The organism is Pseudomonas sp. B20(2017) (assembly GCF_002113125.1).
In the GTDB taxonomy this organism is placed as follows: domain Bacteria; phylum Pseudomonadota; class Gammaproteobacteria; order Pseudomonadales; family Pseudomonadaceae; genus Aquipseudomonas.
Genome location: NZ_NEJP01000012.1, coordinates 153650 through 171574 on the forward strand (window position 1 = coordinate 153650; position 17925 = coordinate 171574).

The 17925-nt window shown below is 56.9% G+C and carries 18 protein-coding genes and 3 pseudogenes; 7 read left to right on the forward strand and 14 right to left on the reverse strand.

Going from position 1 to position 17925, the window contains the following annotated elements:
- Positions 1-117: 117 nt before the first annotated feature.
- From CAF63_RS18585 to CAF63_RS18595, 4 genes are all read right to left on the reverse strand, one after another.
- Positions 118-1656 carry a cryptochrome/photolyase family protein gene (locus tag CAF63_RS18585; RefSeq protein ID WP_085687210.1) on the reverse strand — a complete coding sequence of 513 codons (1539 nt, stop codon included), beginning with the start codon at positions 1654-1656 and terminating at the stop codon, positions 118-120.
- 25 nt (positions 1657-1681) lie between these two features.
- A complete protein-coding gene (locus tag CAF63_RS18590; RefSeq protein WP_085687212.1) occupies positions 1682-2224 on the reverse strand; it encodes a DUF3833 domain-containing protein in 543 nt (180 codons plus the stop codon).
- Between the two features lie 372 nt (positions 2225-2596).
- Positions 2597-2758 carry a hypothetical protein gene (locus tag CAF63_RS28850; RefSeq protein WP_164872148.1) on the reverse strand — a complete coding sequence of 54 codons (162 nt, stop codon included), beginning with the start codon at positions 2756-2758 and terminating at the stop codon, positions 2597-2599.
- A 101-nt stretch (positions 2759-2859) separates the two neighbouring features.
- Positions 2860-3654, reverse strand: a complete 795-nt coding sequence (locus tag CAF63_RS18595; RefSeq protein ID WP_371807415.1) for a zinc-binding dehydrogenase — start codon at positions 3652-3654, stop codon at positions 2860-2862.
- An 83-nt stretch (positions 3655-3737) separates the two neighbouring features.
- Here CAF63_RS18595 and CAF63_RS18600 point away from each other — a divergent pair, with 83 nt between their 5' ends.
- Together CAF63_RS18600 and CAF63_RS18605 are read left to right on the forward strand one after the other, a co-directional pair.
- A complete protein-coding gene (locus tag CAF63_RS18600; RefSeq protein ID WP_371807416.1) occupies positions 3738-3878 on the forward strand; it encodes a hypothetical protein in 141 nt (46 codons plus the stop codon).
- Between the two features lie 97 nt (positions 3879-3975).
- Entirely contained in the window at positions 3976-4872 is an 897-nt protein-coding gene (locus CAF63_RS18605) for a LysR substrate-binding domain-containing protein (RefSeq protein ID WP_085687216.1), read from the forward strand.
- Between the two features lie 12 nt (positions 4873-4884).
- Here the strand turns inward: CAF63_RS18605 and CAF63_RS18610 are convergent, their stop codons facing one another.
- The 8 genes and pseudogenes from CAF63_RS18610 to CAF63_RS18645 all read right to left on the reverse strand — a co-directional run bounded on the left by CAF63_RS18610 (position 4885) and on the right by CAF63_RS18645 (position 11712).
- Positions 4885-5796, reverse strand: coding sequence for a LysR family transcriptional regulator (locus CAF63_RS18610; protein ID WP_085687218.1), 912 nt, complete (start codon positions 5794-5796; stop codon positions 4885-4887).
- Between the two features lie 172 nt (positions 5797-5968).
- Positions 5969-6907: a cyclase family protein gene (locus tag CAF63_RS18615; RefSeq protein ID WP_085687220.1), complete on the reverse strand. Its 939-nt coding sequence runs from the start codon at positions 6905-6907 to the stop codon at positions 5969-5971.
- Positions 6908-7028: 121 nt separating this feature from the next.
- On the reverse strand, positions 7029-7988 hold the full coding sequence (locus tag CAF63_RS18620; protein WP_085687222.1) for a TIGR03571 family LLM class oxidoreductase: 960 nt from the start codon (positions 7986-7988) through the stop codon (positions 7029-7031).
- Positions 7989-8368: 380 nt separating this feature from the next.
- The gene (locus CAF63_RS18630; RefSeq protein ID WP_143492470.1) at positions 8369-8608 is read right to left on the reverse strand and encodes a hypothetical protein; all 240 of its coding nucleotides are present in this window, start codon (positions 8606-8608) and stop codon (positions 8369-8371) included.
- Between the two features lie 4 nt (positions 8609-8612).
- Positions 8613-8861: a DUF6555 family protein gene (locus CAF63_RS18635; protein ID WP_085687226.1), complete on the reverse strand. Its 249-nt coding sequence runs from the start codon at positions 8859-8861 to the stop codon at positions 8613-8615.
- Between the two features lie 207 nt (positions 8862-9068).
- A pseudogene (locus CAF63_RS29015) lies at positions 9069-9284 on the reverse strand (winged helix-turn-helix transcriptional regulator); the annotation flags it as partial.
- Positions 9285-9416: 132 nt separating this feature from the next.
- Positions 9417-10775: a chromate efflux transporter gene (gene chrA, locus CAF63_RS18640; protein WP_085687228.1), complete on the reverse strand. Its 1359-nt coding sequence runs from the start codon at positions 10773-10775 to the stop codon at positions 9417-9419.
- Positions 10768-11712, reverse strand: coding sequence for a chromate resistance protein ChrB domain-containing protein (locus CAF63_RS18645; protein ID WP_085687230.1), 945 nt, complete (start codon positions 11710-11712; stop codon positions 10768-10770). Before CAF63_RS18645 ends, chrA begins: the two co-directional genes overlap by 8 nt.
- Positions 11713-11954: 242 nt before the next feature.
- On the opposite strand from CAF63_RS18645, the pseudogene CAF63_RS29020 reads away from it, so the two are divergent.
- The 5 genes and pseudogenes from CAF63_RS29020 to CAF63_RS29025 all read left to right on the forward strand — a co-directional run.
- Positions 11955-12074: pseudogene (locus CAF63_RS29020) on the forward strand (amino acid ABC transporter substrate-binding protein); the annotation flags it as partial.
- A pseudogene (locus CAF63_RS18650) lies at positions 12068-12259 on the forward strand (hypothetical protein); the annotation flags it as partial. The pseudogenes CAF63_RS29020 and CAF63_RS18650, both read left to right, overlap by 7 nt.
- 162 nt (positions 12260-12421) lie before the next feature.
- Complete coding sequence (locus CAF63_RS28855) at positions 12422-12862, forward strand: hypothetical protein (protein ID WP_178081306.1); 441 nt, start codon at positions 12422-12424, stop codon at positions 12860-12862.
- Between the two features lie 138 nt (positions 12863-13000).
- Positions 13001-13516, forward strand: coding sequence for a cupin domain-containing protein (locus tag CAF63_RS18660; RefSeq protein WP_085687232.1), 516 nt, complete (start codon positions 13001-13003; stop codon positions 13514-13516).
- A 390-nt stretch (positions 13517-13906) separates the two neighbouring features.
- Positions 13907-14059, forward strand: coding sequence for a hypothetical protein (locus CAF63_RS29025; RefSeq protein WP_256574528.1), 153 nt, complete (start codon positions 13907-13909; stop codon positions 14057-14059).
- Between the two features lie 1234 nt (positions 14060-15293).
- On the opposite strand, the gene CAF63_RS18675 is transcribed toward CAF63_RS29025, so the two are convergent.
- Together CAF63_RS18675 and CAF63_RS18680 are read right to left on the reverse strand one after the other, a co-directional pair.
- Positions 15294-15515, reverse strand: coding sequence for a hypothetical protein (locus tag CAF63_RS18675; RefSeq protein ID WP_085687234.1), 222 nt, complete (start codon positions 15513-15515; stop codon positions 15294-15296).
- A 195-nt stretch (positions 15516-15710) separates the two neighbouring features.
- Positions 15711-17924 (reverse strand): bifunctional diguanylate cyclase/phosphodiesterase, encoded by a 2214-nt coding sequence (locus CAF63_RS18680; RefSeq protein WP_085687236.1) that lies wholly within the window; start codon positions 17922-17924, stop codon positions 15711-15713.
- Between the last annotated feature and the right edge of the window lies 1 nt (position 17925).

Here is a 17925-nt window from a genome sequence, read left to right on the forward strand (position 1 = left end):
TCGGTCAATGCGCATGATTGAGAAACTCAGCGCCGCAGCGACGCATAGCCAGGCCAGATGTTGCGTCGTCGCCAAGTTTCACTGGCGAAGCAAGGTCGCGTCGGGCGAACGCTGATTTCAGATTGACTCTCCGTTATCCAGGCGAGTCAGCAGCCTCTGGCCGCGTTGCCACAGTGCCTCTTGCTTGGCCTGCGGCATGCGGTCGAGGTTCTTGTACATCATCGCCATACGCTGATTGCCGCGCAGCAGCTCACCGTGGCGCATCAGGAAATGCCAGTACAGCGAATTGAACGGGCAGGCATTGTCTGCCGTGCTTTCGCTGACCTTGTACGCGCAACCGCGGCAGTAATCGGACATGCGATTGATGTACTGGCCGCTGGCGCAATAGGGTTTGGAACCGAGATAACCGCCATCGGCGTGCATGACCATGCCCAGCGTGTTGGGCAGCTCGACCCAGTCAAAGGCGTCCATGTAGATCGCCAGATACCACTCGCAGATCTGGCTTGGCGCGATACCGGCGAGCAGGGCGAAGTTGCCGGTGACCATCAGCCGCTGGATGTGATGCGCGTAGGCATGCTGCAAGCTTTGTCCGATGGCGTGGCGCATGCAGTTCATTTGCGTGTCGCCGGTCCAGTAAAACTCGGGCAGGGGCCGGGTGTTGCCGAACGAGTTGCCCAGCGCGTAATCAGGCATCTTCAACCAGTACACGCCCCGCACATATTCACGCCAGCCAATCAATTGCCGGATGAAACCTTCGGCGGCATTGAGCGCAACGCTGCCGGCCCAGTACGCCGACTCCACGTCGCTGCACAACTGCCGCAGATCCAGCAGGCCGATGTTGAGCGCCGCGCTGATGCGCGCATGAAACAGGAACGGCTCATCGCTGGCCATGGCGTCCTGGTAATCGCCAAACCCGGCCAGACCGTAGTCGAGAAAGTACGCCCACAATGCCTGCGCATCGGCATGGGTGACGGGATAGTTGAAGTCATCGAGCGCGCCGTAGTGCTGGCTGAAACGCGCCTTGACCAGTGCCAATACTTCGCGGGTAATTGCGTCGTTGCTGAAGCGTGCCGGGTAGGGGGCTTTCACGTTTTTGGGCAGGGCTTTGCGATTGTCGGCATCGAAATTCCACGCGCCACCCACCGGCGAGCCATCGCCATTGAGCAACAACCGGCTCTTGCGGCGCATCTCCCGGTAGAAAAACTCCATGCGCAGCTGTTTCTTGCCTTCGGCCCATGAAGCGAACTCTTCGCGACCGCACAGAAAACGCGTATCGGCGTGCCAGTGAATCGGCAAGCCGCATTCCTTCATCGAGTGCTCCAGCCGCCAGTCGCCACACTCAGTGACGTGCACTTGCTCGGCCTGCAACAGCGCTTGCCAGCGAAGTAACTCACCGGGCACCGAACCGCTGTTTTCCGGATTATCCAGAGTGACATATTGAACACGTACACCCTGGTCTTGTAGCGCTTGGGCGAAATGGCGCATGGCGCTGAAGATCAGGGCAATCTTCTGTGGATGGTGGGGCACGTGGCTGGCTTCTTCCATAACCTCAACCAGCAACACCGTATCGCGCTCGGCATCGAGTGCCTGTAAGGAAGCCAGGTCAAACGACAACTGGTCGCCCAGTACCAGGCACAAGCGGCGGGTAACGTTCATTCAATGGAGCTCTGGGATGTACGGTTCATTGACTTGCTTCGGTGCCTTGGCGGCGAAAGAACAAAGTCACCTGTCCGACTTCGACACCGAACTTGGACATGCTGGTGCGGTTGATCAACGTGTCCTCATCCATCAGGTACATCCAGTCGTCCATGCTCACTTCATAGGTCGAATCGTCGACCGCCAGGTTCAGGCGATAAACCCAGTGCACGGCGTTCCCGGCAATCTGGCCCTGGGCAGCGCCGATCACATCGCCGGCGCGACCACTCCAGCGTCCATGGCCCTCGGGCGTCAATGTCCAGACGCGGTGCTGGCGGGTGCCGTCGCTGTACAGGAAGCGCTCATCGAGAATCAGGTTGTTGCCTTCGCGACGGCTGACGATCGTGACTTCGAAACGCTTGGTCACTTCGCCGCCGGGCTTCTGAAATATCCCCCAGGCTTTGACGGGCTGGCTGAAAAAGCGCTCCAGACTCAGTGCCGGTTGTTGATCGGCATAACGCGTGACATCCACGTTGCTGCAGCTTGCGAGGTTGATCATCAGTGCCAGTAACAGCAGTATTCGAGTCATTGCCTTGCTCCCTGATCGCAGGTGTTGAGGGAGAACGTTCGATGCATTTTCTTGTACGCAGTGAGGGGCGCGTACAGGGTTATGGGCGTCTCCATTAAGGTATCTCGCGACGGAATCTCGCGTGGAAGCGTATCCGTAGTAAAAGAAATTGTACGCAGCTAATGAGTTTGTATAGGTTTTAATCAAGATAGGCGGAAAAATGCCAGGTGACAATGAAGCGGCATTTTTTCGTGCAGAGAGGAAGACTCACTTCACAGCGTGAAGCTTTTCTTGTGTAGAGGGGGAGAGGGGCGAATATTGATCATTGCGCTTTCTGGCGCCATTGCCTGCACGCAGAAAAAGGCCCGGATTCATCCGGGCCTGTTTTGCACGTCAGCGTGAATCCGCCTTGCTGACAACTTCGGCGGATGATCTTTTCCGGCGTCTCTGAAGCCAGCTATGGAACGCATGTACGGGATGGAGGATGGCGGTCAGTACGCCAATCAGCAGGATGATGAATAGGATGATCAGCGGGAGGCTTTCGTGCGAGAACATGGTGGGTTACTCCTGTAGTCACTATGTCGTAACCCGCAGACTAGACGCATCGAAGCCTGCTTTCGATGAATGAATGTTCATCCTTGAACGCTGCTGTTGTGCTACGGCGAATCTTCCGGGTGCATTGTCAGAATGATTTTCCCGACGTTCCTTGAAGACTCCATTCGCCGGTGAGCGTCGGCAGCACGCGCGAGCGGGAATGTGCTGTCCACCACCGGTTCCAGGCTTCCCGCGCCCTCGAAGCGATCTAGCCAATGCTCACGGAAGCGCTGGATCATGGCGTGCTTTCCGGCTGCGTGCGCGATTTCATGACCGTGCCGATGATTTGCAGGTGCCGATAGAGGATGTGTTCGAGCTCCACGCTTACCTTGCCGCCACCCCCCCAGAATCCCGACCTGTACCAGGCGGCCACCGTGAGCAAGCGACGCAATGTTGCGTGCGAAATAGGGTTCGCCGATGAAGTCGATAACGACATCCACCCCTCGACCATGGGTCTTATCGGCAATGACTTCGGCAAAGTCTTGGGTCTTGTAGTCAATCGCAACGTCAGCCCCCAGATGTTCGATACGCGATAACTTGCTGCCCTCCGTGGTTGCATACACCGTGGCGCCGGTGGCGTAGGCCAGTTGCACGGCGGCAGATCCGACACCGCCGGCCGCCGCGTGAATCAACACCGAGTCGCCGGACTTGAGGCGAGCCAGGTGCATCATCGCTTCATGGGCGGTGACGAACACCTCCGGGATAGCTGCTGCGTGTACATAATCCAGTTGCGCGGGGATAGGCATGGCCATGCGGTAGTCGATGCGAGCCAGTTCAGCATAGGCGCCAACGCCAACGACGCCCATCACACGGTCTCCTACGGTGTAGCCGGTCACTCCGCTGCCTGTCTGGATCACCTCGCCGGCGATCTCCAGCCCGATGATCAGCGAATCTTCAAGGCCCGGCGCCGGTTCGCGACTACCAGTCGACCCTGCGTGTGGTGTCGGTTGGCCAAGGGGCTCGCGTGGAATGGTCTGGCTCGTTTGTGCCGGTAGGTGTCAGCGATGCCGAAGCGACAGCGATGTTCACCACCATCTATCAGGATGGTCTGGCGGCCTTGAAGCAGGCACTCAAAGGTTGATCGATGACCTGGGGTCGCAGAGCGGCCCCAGGTCTCAACGCCAGCCTTGCATCCGAATCCGCCGTCAATCACGGCTTTTTTCATTTCGAAGGCTTATATGCTGGACTTCAGACAACTCCGTTATTTCGTCGCCGTGGCTGAGTTCGAACACGTGGGCAAGGCGGCGGAACAACTGCACATCTCCCAGTCGCCGCTCAGTCGGCAGATTGCCCAGCTCGAAGAACGCCTCGGTCTGCAGTTGTTCGAACGCAGCCAACAGCGGCTGCGCATTACCTCCGACGGACGCACCTTCCTGCACGAGGCCAAGGCCCTGCTCAAACACGCCGAACGCTTGGAGTCACTCGGCCGCAGGCTAGGCAGGGGCGAGTCGGGCGGACTGTGCATTGGCTACGTCAACCACGCCATCCATGCCGGGGTGTTGCCAAACGCGTTGCGCCAGGTGCGAGAGGAACGGCCGAACATTCATATCGCCTTGTACAACCTTTCGGCCCAGGAGCAATTCGAGGGCTTGCGTCAGCGCAGCCTCGATATCGCGCTGGTGTGCGAGCCGATACCGGAGGGTGATCCGGATCTGCTGGTCACACCGGTATTCAAAGACCCGCTGTATCTCGCGCTACCTTCCGGACACCCACTGGCGGACAAGGCGCAGATTAACCCGATCGACCTTCACGAGCAGGACTGGATTATGGTCGACGGACACGCGACGCCCAACCGACGTGAGCGTTTCATGGCTCGTTGTGTGGAGGCAGGTTTTGCACCACAGATCCGGCTGGAGGCCGCCGAACCGTTGAGTGCGCTGGGGCTGGTATCCGCAGGCCTGGGGTTGGCGCTGATCCAGCAGAGCATTGGCGGCGACAGCACCCCAAACGTGGTGCTGCGCGAGTTGCCGTGGTTGCAGCAGAGCGTCGACCTTTGGGCGGCCTGGCACCGTGTCGATCTGCGTCCGATCGTGGGCGACTTTCGTCAGATCGTATTGGCGGGTGCGCAGGTTTAAGGACCGCAGTATTCAGGCTTTTCGGGTCTGCTCAGCCAATGCCAGCACCTGTTCGCGGAAAATGCCGACGATCGGGCGCAAATCCACCTGGTGCCAGGCTGCCCACAACTGTACGCAGGGCCTGAACCAGTCCAGCTGACGCAAAACCACCGTCGCATCCGCACTGGCGGTCAGGCTGCTTTGGACCATGGCCAGCCCCAGGCCTGCGGACACAAGCCCCAGCACACTCAGTGGGTCGGTCGCTTCAAGTGACAGGCGCGGGGTGAAGCCGGCATCGGCGCAGCGCGCAATAAAATCATCGCGTTTGTTGATCTGGTCGGGCTGGCCACCGGTGATGATCCACTCCTGTTCATGCAGGTCGGCCGGCGTGAGTTCGGCCTTGGCCGCCAACGGATGTCCGGCGGGGATGGCCAGCAGCATGGGGTCGTCCAGCACGGGCAGGGCAAGCAGGTCAGGATCGTTTTCCGGCGGGGGCTCGCAGACCAGGGCGATGTCCAGGCTGCGCTGGCGCAGGCCTTCGAACTGCTCGCGCGGGGTCATGTTGTAGAGGGCGATATGGATCTGCGGACGTTCGCCACGAATTGCCCGGACAGCGCCAGGCAGGACGCCGGCATGCACGGCGTGGTTGACGTAGCCGATGCACAGACCGCCTTCCTCACCACGGCCCAGACGCTTGCCCAGTGACTCCAGACGATCGGCGTGCTTGAGCAGGGCGCGGGCTTCGGACAGGAAGGTGCGTCCGTCGACGGTCAGGAACAGCCGCTGGTTACGCCGCTCGAACAGAGCCAGGCCGAGGTGATCCTCGAGCTGGGCGATCTGCCGGCTCAGGGGGGATTGGGAAATGTGTAGCTGCTCCGCCGCGCGGCCGACGTTTTCACATTCGGCGACGGCGACGAAGTAGCGCAATTGACGTAGATCTTGCATGGGACCTCCAGGGAACTGCTCCACGTTGTACTCGGGCAGTCCCGACTTGGCCAGTCTCGGTTCGAGCTTCTTTATTTCACGCAGCCATTCGCGGTGGGCATGGCGCACTCGCCAAACCATAAAAGCCCGCGGCGAGAGGGTTCGCTGCGGGCCGAGGTCAGTAATAGAGCGGTCAGTGAATGGCAACCGGATTGATGTTGACTTGAGTCGAGCCCACATAAAGCGGTTGGCCGAGCACGAACAGGAACTCCCAGGCCTTGTCGTGCACCAGCGCACGGCTGTCGATCAGTTCAAGGTTATAGATGCCGCGCTTGGCGAGCATGTACTGGTTGACCGGGAATTCGTCCTTGCCATGTGGGTTCGGATAAACCTCGGAGGCCCAGGTGTCGCCGCCGAAAGCGACGATACCCTGGTCTGCCAGCCACTGCGCCGCTTCCATGCCGATACCGGGTTCCACTTCCAGGAACTGTTGGTTGTCCTTGCCGATCAATTCCAGCCAGCCGGTGTTGAACAGCACCACATCGCCCTTGCGCAGCGTCAGGCCTTGCTTCTTCAACACTGCCTGGATATCGGCCACGCTGAACTCGGTGCCACCGGGCACGATGGCCTTGTTGTAATGGGCGGTCATGTCCAGCACCACGCCGCGAGTCACCATCGGCGGCACTTTCTCGACGCCGAGTCTGGTGACGCCATCAACCGTCACAAAGTCTGCCGCCTTGTTGCCGTTGTAGTACACGTTGTCGATGCCGATATGGCCAATCCCGTTGAGCTGGGTGCCAACGCCGGTCCAGGCGTTCACCAGTTCATCGTTGAAAGTGAATTTGTTCGGCCCCAGCGATTTGCCGGCCTGTTGCCCGACCTGCACGTTGTACAGGCGGAAGCTGCGATGGCGAAATGCCGGAAGGTTCTTGTCCACGGGGACGGCCAGCGGATAGGTCTTGCCCGTCTTGACCAGGCCGACCGCCTGTTTGACGACATCCGGGGTCAACAGGTTGGCGGCGCCGATTTCATCGTTCGGACCGTACGCGGACGGGTACCAATCCGCTGCGGAGGCGGCTTGTATGGCAAGGGGTAACAGGGCCGCGAGGGCAAGTTTTGAAAATGTCTTCATTGTGTATCTCCGGTATTTTTCAGCTGAGCAGGATTTTGCGGTCGCGCGGGTTTAGCGCCGCGCGAGGGACGCAGACGTGCTGGCTAGAAAGGGTTTGTTGCGAGTGGGTGATCGACGTTGATCAGCTCTGCCCACTTATCGGGGTATGGAAATGGGGCAACACGTATTCGGCGATCTCGCGAAGCGTCTCGTCGAGTGGGCGTCGGTTGCGACGAAAATGCAGGCTTACATGATCGACACCTATGGCGCGCAATGCATGGAGTTCAGCGGTAAGCGCTTCGCGACCTGAGCGAAATCCGAAGCGCCAGCGCTGCAAGGGCGCATCGGGGCTTTCGTCCAGATCCACGTGGATGAATGTGGCGTACGGTTTCGATCCCGCCACTGCGCGCCATGCTGCGATGCGGCGCGCGTGGTCGCTGGGTGAGCCCGGATAGGCCAGACTTGCGTCCATGTGCTGGCCGATCCAGTCCGGACTTTGCTGAGCCAGACCGGCCACGAGCAACGGCAGTGGCGATGTAAGCGCGGGCAGCACCGCCAGCCCCGAAGGCAGCCGCGACGTCGCGCCGTTGCGCAGAAGCGCGACCTGCTCACGGAAGTTGTTGCCCCGGTTATCGAAGTCGCGACCAAACAGCGGGTATTCCACTGGCCGGTCACCACTGGCAACGCCGAGCAGCAGGCGGTTGCCACTTAAATGCTGCACGGTCGCTGCCGCTTTCAATGTCAGCAACGGTTCGCGGATGGGCAGCACCACCGCAGCAGTTCCGAGCAAAATGTCGCGGGTGATCCCGGCCAGGTAACCGAGATAGGAAAACACCTCGAACACCTGAGCGGCGTCACCGAAGGATGGGTCGTAGACCGGCACGTCGCGTATCCACAGGGCGCGAAAGCCAAGATTGTCGGCGAGTCGTGCCAGATCGGCGTGACGCTGCAGATCCGGTTCGCCCGGAAGGCGACTGGCTTGCTGGCGTGCGTGTTCTCCGGCTGGCGTCCAGTCGTTGTCGAGCGGAGCTTCGATGCCGATGCTGAATCCACCGGCGGTCAAACGGTCGAGTGCGGAGCACGAGGGCGAAGAAAGAGGCATGGTGCGATCCAGTGAGTGTTCAATGGTTCGCAGTCTGCGCAGTTTGCAGGGGCAGATTAAGCCCTGTGTGAGTCAAATTAATTTGATTTGAAGTCAAGAATGCCAACAAAGCTCATTGGCTGAACACCGTCTTGCCTGCGCTCAAATCTTGCGCTTGATCTACGGCTCTGGCCGTCTGGTTGTGTGCGGAAACCGAGATTGGCTTTACGACACTCTCTATCTCGAAACTCAGGTCTTTCATGGCGGCTCGCCCGGAGGCGAACGCCGCAAGTAACCTGCTCGGCCGCGCACGCTGCTGGCGTCGGCCCGGGCGCTTGAAGCTGCACGCCCGGGTGAGTTGCCAATGCATTTGGCGGACAGCGCGGCAAGACGCGCGCTCATTATCTCTTCATCGATCTTCTGATACGCATCCAATCCTGATAGGCAGCGGTTCGACACGCATCTGCGTGAGCTTTCGCTTCAGTAAAGCGAGCCCAAGTGTCTGCATTGTCTCGATCATCCTGGATGATCTTGTAAGCGGCTTCGTCAAGCCGGTCAGCTTTGCGAAACAGTTCTGAATTTGCAGCTATCTGGTCATCCCATGACGGCTCATCGGGTGACCCAGCCATTGCCTCAATCATTTTCTCAAACCTCCTCCCATGTGACGGCGCTACTTGCTCGCCACTTCACGTCGGTAATGCCGAATCGTTCCGCCATTGGTTTTGAGAACCGTTTGAGAGGAGGTCGTCCCGGCTTGGGGATAGGAGCGATGCCTGCGTCACAGCTCGCCCATTGCCAAGCTTCCGCGTTGTTCATCAGTTTGGTTCGGATGACAAACGACACGGGTCTTCCGTGGAGCTTGTACTCAATAACAAAAATATTTACCTGACTCACGAGTACTGCTCCTTCTTGGCTCATGAGTAAGTGATTTTTGCTGTGATAAAAAATTCAAAGAATTGTCTGACAATTCATAATGTACTGATTTTGCTCACAAATATTCCATATTTATCTATACAGAATCTTTTATTTTGTAGAGGTTTTCCTAAGCGGGTTTCGGGTTTCATTAGACCTCTACAGTCTGAACATCGCGGTTGCAGGCAATTATTGAGAGGCGTCTGAATCTGCTGGAATGGCGGTGGGGATTTGCCACGAAGGTTTTTTACCGTCCTGACTGTCGAAAATACGCCGCGCCTTGCGGAAGTCCTCGACGTGTTCGACTACCCACATCCGCATGGGAGACATGCGGATCAGCAGTCCCATGCCCAGTGGTGTCAGTTCGTACTCGACATGAGGCGGAATTCCACCGAGCTCGTGCCGGGCCGGTCACGACCGCCGAAACGTGGGCTCAGGCAAATCTGGCAATCGCGTGACCACCAGAGCCGTTGCTGAAAACATTTTGCGGGCATGGGGCATCGATCTGCTGATCGCTGCTTCCCCTGTCAAAGAGCACTAGCGCAGCAGATGCACTGCCAGGCCTACGAGCGCGCAGCCCAGCAACACCTGGATAACGCCCCGCTTGAAGCGAAACAAGGCAATGGCGGCGGATATCGCGATCAGCGCTGAAGGCCAGTCGAGATTGGCGCTGAAGCCTTCTGGCCAAAGAACGTGATAACCAAAGAAGCAGGCCAGATTGAGGATCACGCCAACCACGGCGGCAGTAATGGCCGTCAGTGGCGCAGTGAACTTGAGTTCATTGTGGGTGGATTCCACCAATGGGCCGCCTGCGAGGATGAACAGAAACGAGGGGAGGAACGTGAACCATGTCACTACGGTGGCGGCCACAGCCCCGGCCAGGAAGACCTGATCGGCCCCGAATACCTGTGAGACATAGGCACCGACAAACCCTACGAAGGCCACCACCATGATCAACGGCCCGGGCGTGGTTTCCCCCAGCGCCAGGCCGTCAATCATCTGTGTGGGTGTCAGCCAGCCATAGTGACCGACCGCGCCCTGATACACATAGGGTAATACCGCATAGGCTCCACCAAAGGTCAGCAACGCAGCCTTGGTAAAAAACCAGCCCATTTGGGTGAAGGTGCCTTCCCAGCCGAAAACGGCGGTCAACACGCCCATCGGTAGTACCCACAACCCGACGCCGATGAGTGCCAGCACTGTCAGTTTCATCCAGCTGAAACGGGCGTGTTCCGGGGGAGGGGTGTCGTCGTCGATCAGAGCCGGGCCAAAGGATTTCTTGTCGGCGCGATGGCCTCCGGTCCTGAATTTCTCGGGTGCCAGGCGACCGCCGGCATAACCGATCAATGCCGCCCCCAGCACAATCAAGGGGAACGGAACATTGAACGCGAAGATCGCAGTGAATGACGCCGCCGCTATCGCCCACAGCCAGTTATTTTTCAGCGCCCGAGATCCGATCCGATGGGCCGCCTGCACCACAATAGCCGTCACGGCGGGCTTGATCCCATAGAAGAGCCCGGCCACCACGGGCACTTCGCCGAATGCGATATACATCCAGGACAGGGCGATCAGAATGAACAAGGAGGGCAGCACGAACAGTGCCCCCGCGATCACGCCCCCCCAGGTTCGATGCATCAGCCAGCCAATGTAGGTTGCCAACTGCTGGGCTTCAGGCCCGGGCAGCAGCATGCAGTAGTTGAGCGCATGCAGGAAGCGGCGTTCGGAGATCCAGCGCCGCCGCTCTACCAACTCCTGGTGCATGATCGAAATTTGCCCGGCTGGCCCACCGAAGCTGATAAAGCCGAGCTTCAGCCAAAACCAGAACGCCTCACGCAGACTGACGGTTTGCGGTCTCGGCAATTCGTTTTCAATCGTGGGTGCCATAACTTTACTCATTGGATTGGTCATCCTTCGCAAACCCGGCGAGCAAACCGTCGAAGACAGCACTCGCAGCAGCCAGAAGGTGGTCATCATGGAGGATGGTTTCGCGCAGCCCCGTGAGCACGCGCTCGATACCGGCAGCCTCTTCAGGTTGAACGCCACCGACATCGAGGTAGTGCACCAGCGCCGCAATGCGGTTCAAGCCGCAGTCCTGGAGTGCAAAACTGGCTTGCAAAACTTCAAAGCTCACTCGGTTGCCGACATGGCTGAAAGCCGCGTTATCAAAATCGAACCCCAAGGCATCGGCCGGACAATCCTGCGGCGTGTTCAGCCAGAGGAACCGGGCGTCAGGGTCAATGAAACGACGGATAAGCCAGGCGCAAGCCAGGCGATCAACCCATGGGCGTTTGCGGGTTGCCCAGACACGTCCCCGGTAATCATCACGATCAAGCACCGTGACAGGCTGGCTGCTGCTGTGTGGCTCGTCCGGGGACAGGGCACGGCTGATGGCAATCTCAAGCCCCCGCAAGGCTTGGTCCGTCTGCTGCCTCGGCCTGCCCGGGAAGTAATCGATATGGGTCAACTGCTCGTAAGTTTTACGCAGTTTGCGAACCTGTTTCGTAATGGCCGAGACGTTTTCAGTATTGAGCTGTCCCGCGCACGCTTCGATTTCAGCGCGCAGCTTGTCGTAGTCATCGCTGCGATCGAACAAATGGACAAAACGCTCACCGCCAGGGTCGACGACGGGCAGGATAAATGCGGTGCCATTGATGGCCAGAATGTCGCGTTCGACGGCGGCCAGCGTTTCACGACAGATACCGATGTCGGGCAAGAGATAGGCTCCATCGCGCAACACCGCTGCGCCCGATGCTTTCAAGGCACGCCACGCCCGCATGCGTTCGGTAGCGTTGGCAGTGGGCAAACCGAGTATTAGAGCCAGCCAATTATTCATGTAGAGAAAGACATTTATTTTGTAGTGAGTATTACATTAGCCCTCACATGAGTATTTGCAAAGCGTCTGTTTTCAGCAAGGGTGATGGCGACGCCGACGGAAACGCGGAAGCCGACATTCATCGATGCCCTGAGATGCCATATAGCTTGAAGCAAGTTTCTTATTCCACAAAACGAGTTCAAACGTTTTTTATAGTGCGTTTTAATCTAATCAGACCCTATAACTGATTGGAGCTTCCGCACTTGAAAACCTTGTCATTGCTGTCCCTGGGCCTGGCATTCGCCGCCAGTTGCTCTGCCGCTTTTGCTGGCCCCATCCTGGATCGTGTAACGGAAAAAGGGGAGTTGACCGGCGTCTTGATGTGTTCGGATTGGGGGCTTCCTGGGGCGGTTTTGAGAGTCTGATCCAGGACCGCAGCAGTGCGGTGGATCGCTCACTGAGTCCGGTGTTGCGCTTGCACGTTGGCCTGGAGGATGTCGCCGATCTGATTGAAGATCTGCAGCGCGGCTTTGCGGCTTTGGAGAGGGATCAAGGTCGTGCCGTTTGATGTTCGTTCACCCTGCGTGGTGGTTCTGAGATAGCGCCTTCACGAGCACGGAACACTCCATCAAAACCGGGCCGAGTCTGCTGCCAGACGCTGGCCCGTCGATGAGTCGATCAAGCTCACGCTGTTGGACGAAGAGGGGCGGGAGCCGCAATTGCGGTTCGTGTGGCGGCCGAACTGGGAGCTGAAGTGGTGCTCTTCAATTGCAGCCAGCCGGAAGTGATGGTCGCGGCTTTGATTGAGGCACGCGCTGTGATTGAAAACCTGGATCATCCTGTCGAACTGGGGGTTTATGCCAATGCTTTTCCCCCTGTCAGTGCCAAAGCCAAGACCAATAGCGATTTGTTGGACATTCGTCGCGATCTGGGCCCCGAGTCCTACCTGGACTGGTCACCCAGTTGCATTTGCACCTGCAGTATCAAAAAGGTGAGGAGGCCGCGCATGAGTGATTGTCCAGGCGGCGCTCTGTCAGAGCAGGCGACATTTGGTGTCGGCTGTTTCTGGGGGGGGGAGGGCGCAAGCCTCATTCCGGGCATTGCCAGGTGTACTCAACACCCGCGTCGGGTGCGCGCTGTCAAACCTGCGGCGCTACCCTGTTCCATTTGATACATATGCAACGCCTTTGCCGTCAGGGGCGGGGCATTGCGATAAAGTGGTTAAAATCGTCGAAAATACGGATAACTACACTAAATGGTCGTTTAGTCGAGTTATTACGTAGTGTACTAAAAGACATGGGAGCAGGTCATGAATCCACACGCGATGACTTCGTCAAACCTGGTTACTGCATTAGATCTCAAGCCACACGTCGAAGGCGGTTTCTTTCGCAGAACCTACCAGTCCGACCATCGGGACATGCTCGAAACCAACGGTGGCCAACGATTCCTCATGACGTCGATCTACTACTTGCTGACCGAGGAATCGCCGGTGGGTCAGTTCCATTTCAATCATTCCGACATCCTGCATTATTTCCATCTGGGCGACGCCATCGAGTACAGCCTGATTCATGCTGACGGTTCGCTGCAAACATTCGTGATGGGTAACGACATTCTGGCCGGGCAACATTTGCAGCTGCACGTACCGGGCGGAATCTGGAAAGCGTCCAGGCTACTCGATGGTTCGAACGGATTCGGTTTGATCAGCGAAGCGGTTTCACCAGGATTTGATTTCGCAGATATGGAAATGGGGAATCGGCGGAAACTCACAGAGCAGTATCCACAGCATCGAGCGCTGATTGAAAAGCTGACGCGTGACGAGGATTGAGCGCAGCACATTTCAAATGGAAGGATCTGAAGGCATCAAGGATCAGGTCCTTTGAGAGCGATGCTGGAGATCGAAATGGTGTGCGCAACCGGTCTGACTTCGTAATGCTTTGTTACGTGTAATGTATATTATGTTAAATTATGTGCCATGTTCATAAGGTTCGTAAGGCTTTGATTCGACAAGGCCGCCTCTGGCGTCCACTCTCTCAACGGGCCATGTCCTACGTGATCATGGCGAGTCATTGAGGTGGTCGCCGATGAAATTGATTCAGTGCCGTTTCTCTTCAGGTCAGCGTGTCCCGCTGCTCGTGCAAGCTAGTAACGCAGAACCGTTGCCCATACTCCATCCGTTCATCCGTTCCCGAAACGATTGCAGTTGCGCAATTGGCTAGTGATTGAATTGCTGCTGGAGACCGGTATCCGTCGCAGAGAGCTTCTGAAGCTCTACACCACGGATATCAATCAGGGTTTCGGCATGCCTGTTTCAGCATCAATGACCGCGAACATGACCCAGACGACCTGCGGGCTGAAGAGCCTGCGCTGAAACACACGGACGGACAGTAGGTATTTCCGCAAAGTTGTATGAGGTCTACGAGCGTTATATCCAAGGCGAGCGACGCCCCCAGCGTGACGGCAGACCAATGAAATTGCCGTACCGCTATCTGTTCATCTTGGATCGAGGTCGGCCGCTTTCGATACGAGCGTTGTCAAATGTCGGCTGTTCCTGACCATTGAACAGGCTCATCCAGGATTGACGAACTCCGGCGAGTCTGCGGTTGGTCTGACACTTCGACGATGCCACGCCGCTGTGCAAGTCGTTATCTCGCCGAGTTGGCTAACCTCCACAATGCCCAGCGCGCTTCGGCAGCCTGGAGCCGACCTGAGAGTTAAGGAGGTTCGCTGTTACGAAATCAGCCGATCAAGAACATGTGTCACCCTCCTCCTCTTTTCCGGACTACGTGTTCGAGGGCCCGGCTCAGGTTACGATTCGAACTCGCACTGATGACGAGCCAAGGTACGTCGATACTCGAATGCAGGTAGGTAACTGATGGGCCGTGGCGTTCCCTCGCTGTGTATCTCCACTACGGCCAGCTCGCGTCCCTGCGCGAAAAGCAGGTCGCCGATGTGAGCGCCAGCTCCATTGACCATAGATCCCCGAGCATGGAACTGAGTATGCAGAAGCGCCACCGGGCGTGCGAACACCATCCCTAAGCTGGTGACGCCGCGCTCGCACAGCAGCTTGTGCAATTGTATTGCCGATCTTACGAGCATTCGTATCGCTCGCAAGTACAGGGCGACTGCGTTCAAACACCACATTGGGCATCAGCGTCGGAAACACCTGGCTTGGCCCACAGTGAGCTTCCGACACAGCAAAGCCGCCATAGGTGCGTTTCTGCATCAGCAGGCTCATGGCCGAACATTGTTTACACAGACATGAATCCGCTAACTAACAAAACAGGCAGTTATAGCGCTGTTTTACCAGGGAAATGATCACTCAGTAATGGCGGCTAACGGCCATTATCTGCCGCTTAATCTATTACTCGTAAAAACAAGATTGACTTCAGTCGAATTACTGTAGATAAACATATCGTCCACGATATGGCTGTTACAGTGTTTCTCTATCCTTCCGCACCTTATCGGCTATTTCTCTCATCTTGATTCCCTACCCGCTTCTCCAGCGTGAATCTTGAACCGACCCAGATAAAAATAGATTGTTTCCATAAGTATTTTTCGGCCAACTCAACCTACCCAACGTTGGATGGAGCGCCTGAGTGAGGTCAGTTTTCGTCCTCAAACTGTTCTCGTGAGTATTCAAAAACGGCGCCTGCATCGCGAATTAACTGTCTCCATTCCTTGGCGGTGATGAGGTCTGTTTGCTCCATTTTGTCGGCCATCTTCAAAAGCTCGTCGTACTGGTCCTCAATGGGCATTTGTGGCTCAGGATTTCTTAACAGTTGCAACCACGCCGTCAGTGCTTTTTTCTTTTCATCCGCTTTCATTTCAGCTGCCCCGGTTGGCGGTTATATACTGTGGACGGGAGCCCGGTCTTCACGTTCCGATGGAGCGACTAACGGCAGTCGGGGATATCGGAGCCGTTTGCGATCGCTGTTTACCATAAGGAGAAAACGAACATCGATGAGCTGGTACGCGGTTTCGCAAGTCTATCTGCGTCGCGAAAACATCTGAGCTGCCAATCAAAGCGAGTGCGCGGGGTGATTCAGCAACGTTTCAATTTCCGTGTAAGGCATCGGTTTGGCAAAGAAATACCCCTGGAAAATATCGCAACGGCTGCTCTTCAGGAACTCCACTTGCGACGCAGTTTCTACGCCTTCGGCTACCACCGTTAAGCTGAGGTGATGAGCCATGGAAATAATGCCTTGTGTGATCGCAGCATCGTGAGGGTCGGTTACGATCTCCTGAATGAAAGAGCGGTCAATCTTTATCTTGTCGATGGGCAAACGCTTGAGATAACTGAGGCTGGAAAACCCGGTTCCGAAATCATCGAGTGCAATGCGCACCCCCAACGTTTTAAGCTGGTGCAACGTGTCGATCGCCTGTTCAGCGTTATGCAACAGCAGCGACTCGGTGATCTCCAGCTCCAACTGCTCCCCCCGCAGGCCATGTCTCTCAAGGGTAGCCTGGACACATTGGACAAAATGACCACGCTGAAAATGCATCGGCGAAATATTCACGGCCATCGAGATTCCGGTGAGGCCCTGCTCGCCTAGTTCGCGCAGCTGCGCGCATGCCGTATCGAGCACCCAAAGGCTCATCGGGATGATTTGACCACTTTCCTCTGCCACCGGCACAAATATCGCTGGTGAGATAAATCCTTTTTTCGGATGCTGCCAACGTAGCAACGCTTCGATCCCGACTACCCGTCCAGTTTGCGCGTCTATCTGCGGTTGGTAATGCAGTTGCAACGACTGAGTCTCGATAGCCTTTTGCAGGTCATTGCGCAGGGTCGCATGCTCGCAAACGCGCTGATTGAGATCGCTGGTGTACCACTGAAAGTTGTTGCGCCCTTGCTGCTTGGCTTTGTACATGGCCATGTCAGCCTGCTGGATCAGTTGCATCGGTTGCTCTATGTGACCATCGCTCAAGGTGATGCCGACACTTGCACTCACGTGCAGGTCAATACCCTGGATGCAGTAGGGTTTGGCAATGCTGGCCATCAAGCGCTCGGCCACGGGTATAACGTCTTCACCACGACGCAGGCACGGCAGCAAAACAATGAATTCATCACCGCCCATGCGCACGATGGTATCGCCGGGGCGAACCTGTTGAGTCAGACGCTGTGCCACCTCAATCAAAACCTGATCGCCGAAATAGTGTCCGATCAAGTCGTTGATGGATTTGAATCCATCCAGATCGATATACATCACCGCCAGATGACGCTTGCGCCGACGACTGATCTGACAATCCACAATAAGCCGGTCTTCAAGCGAAACGCGGTTAAGCAGACCCGTTAGCCGATCATGCCGGGCGTTGAAACTCAATTGGCGTTCAAAATGTTTCTGTTCGCTGATGTCTCGAGCAATGCTAAATACCCCGACAATCTCTCCGTTAACCCTGATCGGCAGGTTAGAGATGTCCATAGTCAGCAGTTTTTGATTCTCGTCGCGAACCCGCGCCTCAAAGCGCTGAGGCACTCCGGAGCGCGCGGCAGCAAAATGCTGATCGAACCAGTCCAGGTCGTCTTCAAGCACGATATGAGAAAAATGGTGACCAATGACGCTGGTAGCTCTGTGCTGCTTTAACTTCATACCGGCCGGGTTCACACTCTGGATATTGCCCGCCAGATCGAGGGCGAAGACCGGGTTGGGGTTGTAGGTGAACAATGATCGGAAACGTTGCTCACTTTCCTCCAGACGCTTCCCGTCACGCTCATGGCGGATCGCAATAACTGCGAGTTGCGCCGCGCAGGTAAGCCGTTGAATCTGTGCGTCGTTTGGCCCACTCGCTCGATCCTTGTACAGCGCGAAGGTCCCAAGCACGCAGCCCTGGTGGGAGAATAAGGGCAACGACCAGCAGGCGCGCAGATTGTGACCCAGAGCGAGATTTCGAAAACGCTCCCAACTTGGATCCTGGGCAATGTCTGCGGTAACGACTAACTCGCGCCGGAACGCGGCAGTGCCACAGGTACCTTCGTGAGGGCCGATCGGCATCCCATGGATCGCTTTACTGTATTCAGACGGTAGCCCAGGCGCCGCACCGTTAAGCAAATGTTTACCCTCTGCGTCGGTGAGCAATATCGAACAAAGCGTGTCAGGATATTGTGCGTCAATCATCAAACAGATGGCGGCAAGAATGTCGTTCAGTTGATGATTGGATGCAATCATGCCGAGAATGTCATGCCGAGACTCGGAAAGAACCGTACCGTGATAGCTCGTGCGAGGGGGATTCATA

Bases quoted from the DNA above. Each gene is read 5' to 3' on its own strand.
- CAF63_RS18585 (WP_085687210.1), bottom strand. From the start codon at position 1,656: ATGAACGTTACCCGCCGCTTGTGCCTGGTACTGGGCGACCAGTTGTCG.
- CAF63_RS18590 (WP_085687212.1), bottom strand. From the start codon at position 2,224: ATGACTCGAATACTGCTGTTACTGGCACTGATGATCAACCTCGCAAGC.
- CAF63_RS28850 (WP_164872148.1), bottom strand. From the start codon at position 2,758: ATGTTCTCGCACGAAAGCCTCCCGCTGATCATCCTATTCATCATCCTG.
- CAF63_RS18605 (WP_085687216.1), top strand. From the start codon at position 3,976: ATGCTGGACTTCAGACAACTCCGTTATTTCGTCGCCGTGGCTGAGTTC.
- CAF63_RS18610 (WP_085687218.1), bottom strand. From the start codon at position 5,796: ATGCAAGATCTACGTCAATTGCGCTACTTCGTCGCCGTCGCCGAATGT.
- CAF63_RS18615 (WP_085687220.1), bottom strand. From the start codon at position 6,907: ATGAAGACATTTTCAAAACTTGCCCTCGCGGCCCTGTTACCCCTTGCC.
- CAF63_RS18620 (WP_085687222.1), bottom strand. From the start codon at position 7,988: ATGCCTCTTTCTTCGCCCTCGTGCTCCGCACTCGACCGTTTGACCGCC.
- CAF63_RS18630 (WP_143492470.1), bottom strand. From the start codon at position 8,608: ATGATTGAGGCAATGGCTGGGTCACCCGATGAGCCGTCATGGGATGAC.
- chrA (WP_085687228.1), bottom strand. From the start codon at position 10,775: ATGAGTAAAGTTATGGCACCCACGATTGAAAACGAATTGCCGAGACCG.
- CAF63_RS18645 (WP_085687230.1), bottom strand. From the start codon at position 11,712: ATGAATAATTGGCTGGCTCTAATACTCGGTTTGCCCACTGCCAACGCT.
- CAF63_RS18660 (WP_085687232.1), top strand. From the start codon at position 13,001: ATGAATCCACACGCGATGACTTCGTCAAACCTGGTTACTGCATTAGAT.
- CAF63_RS18675 (WP_085687234.1), bottom strand. From the start codon at position 15,515: ATGAAAGCGGATGAAAAGAAAAAAGCACTGACGGCGTGGTTGCAACTG.
- CAF63_RS18680 (WP_085687236.1), bottom strand. From the start codon at position 17,924: ATGAATCCCCCTCGCACGAGCTATCACGGTACGGTTCTTTCCGAGTCT.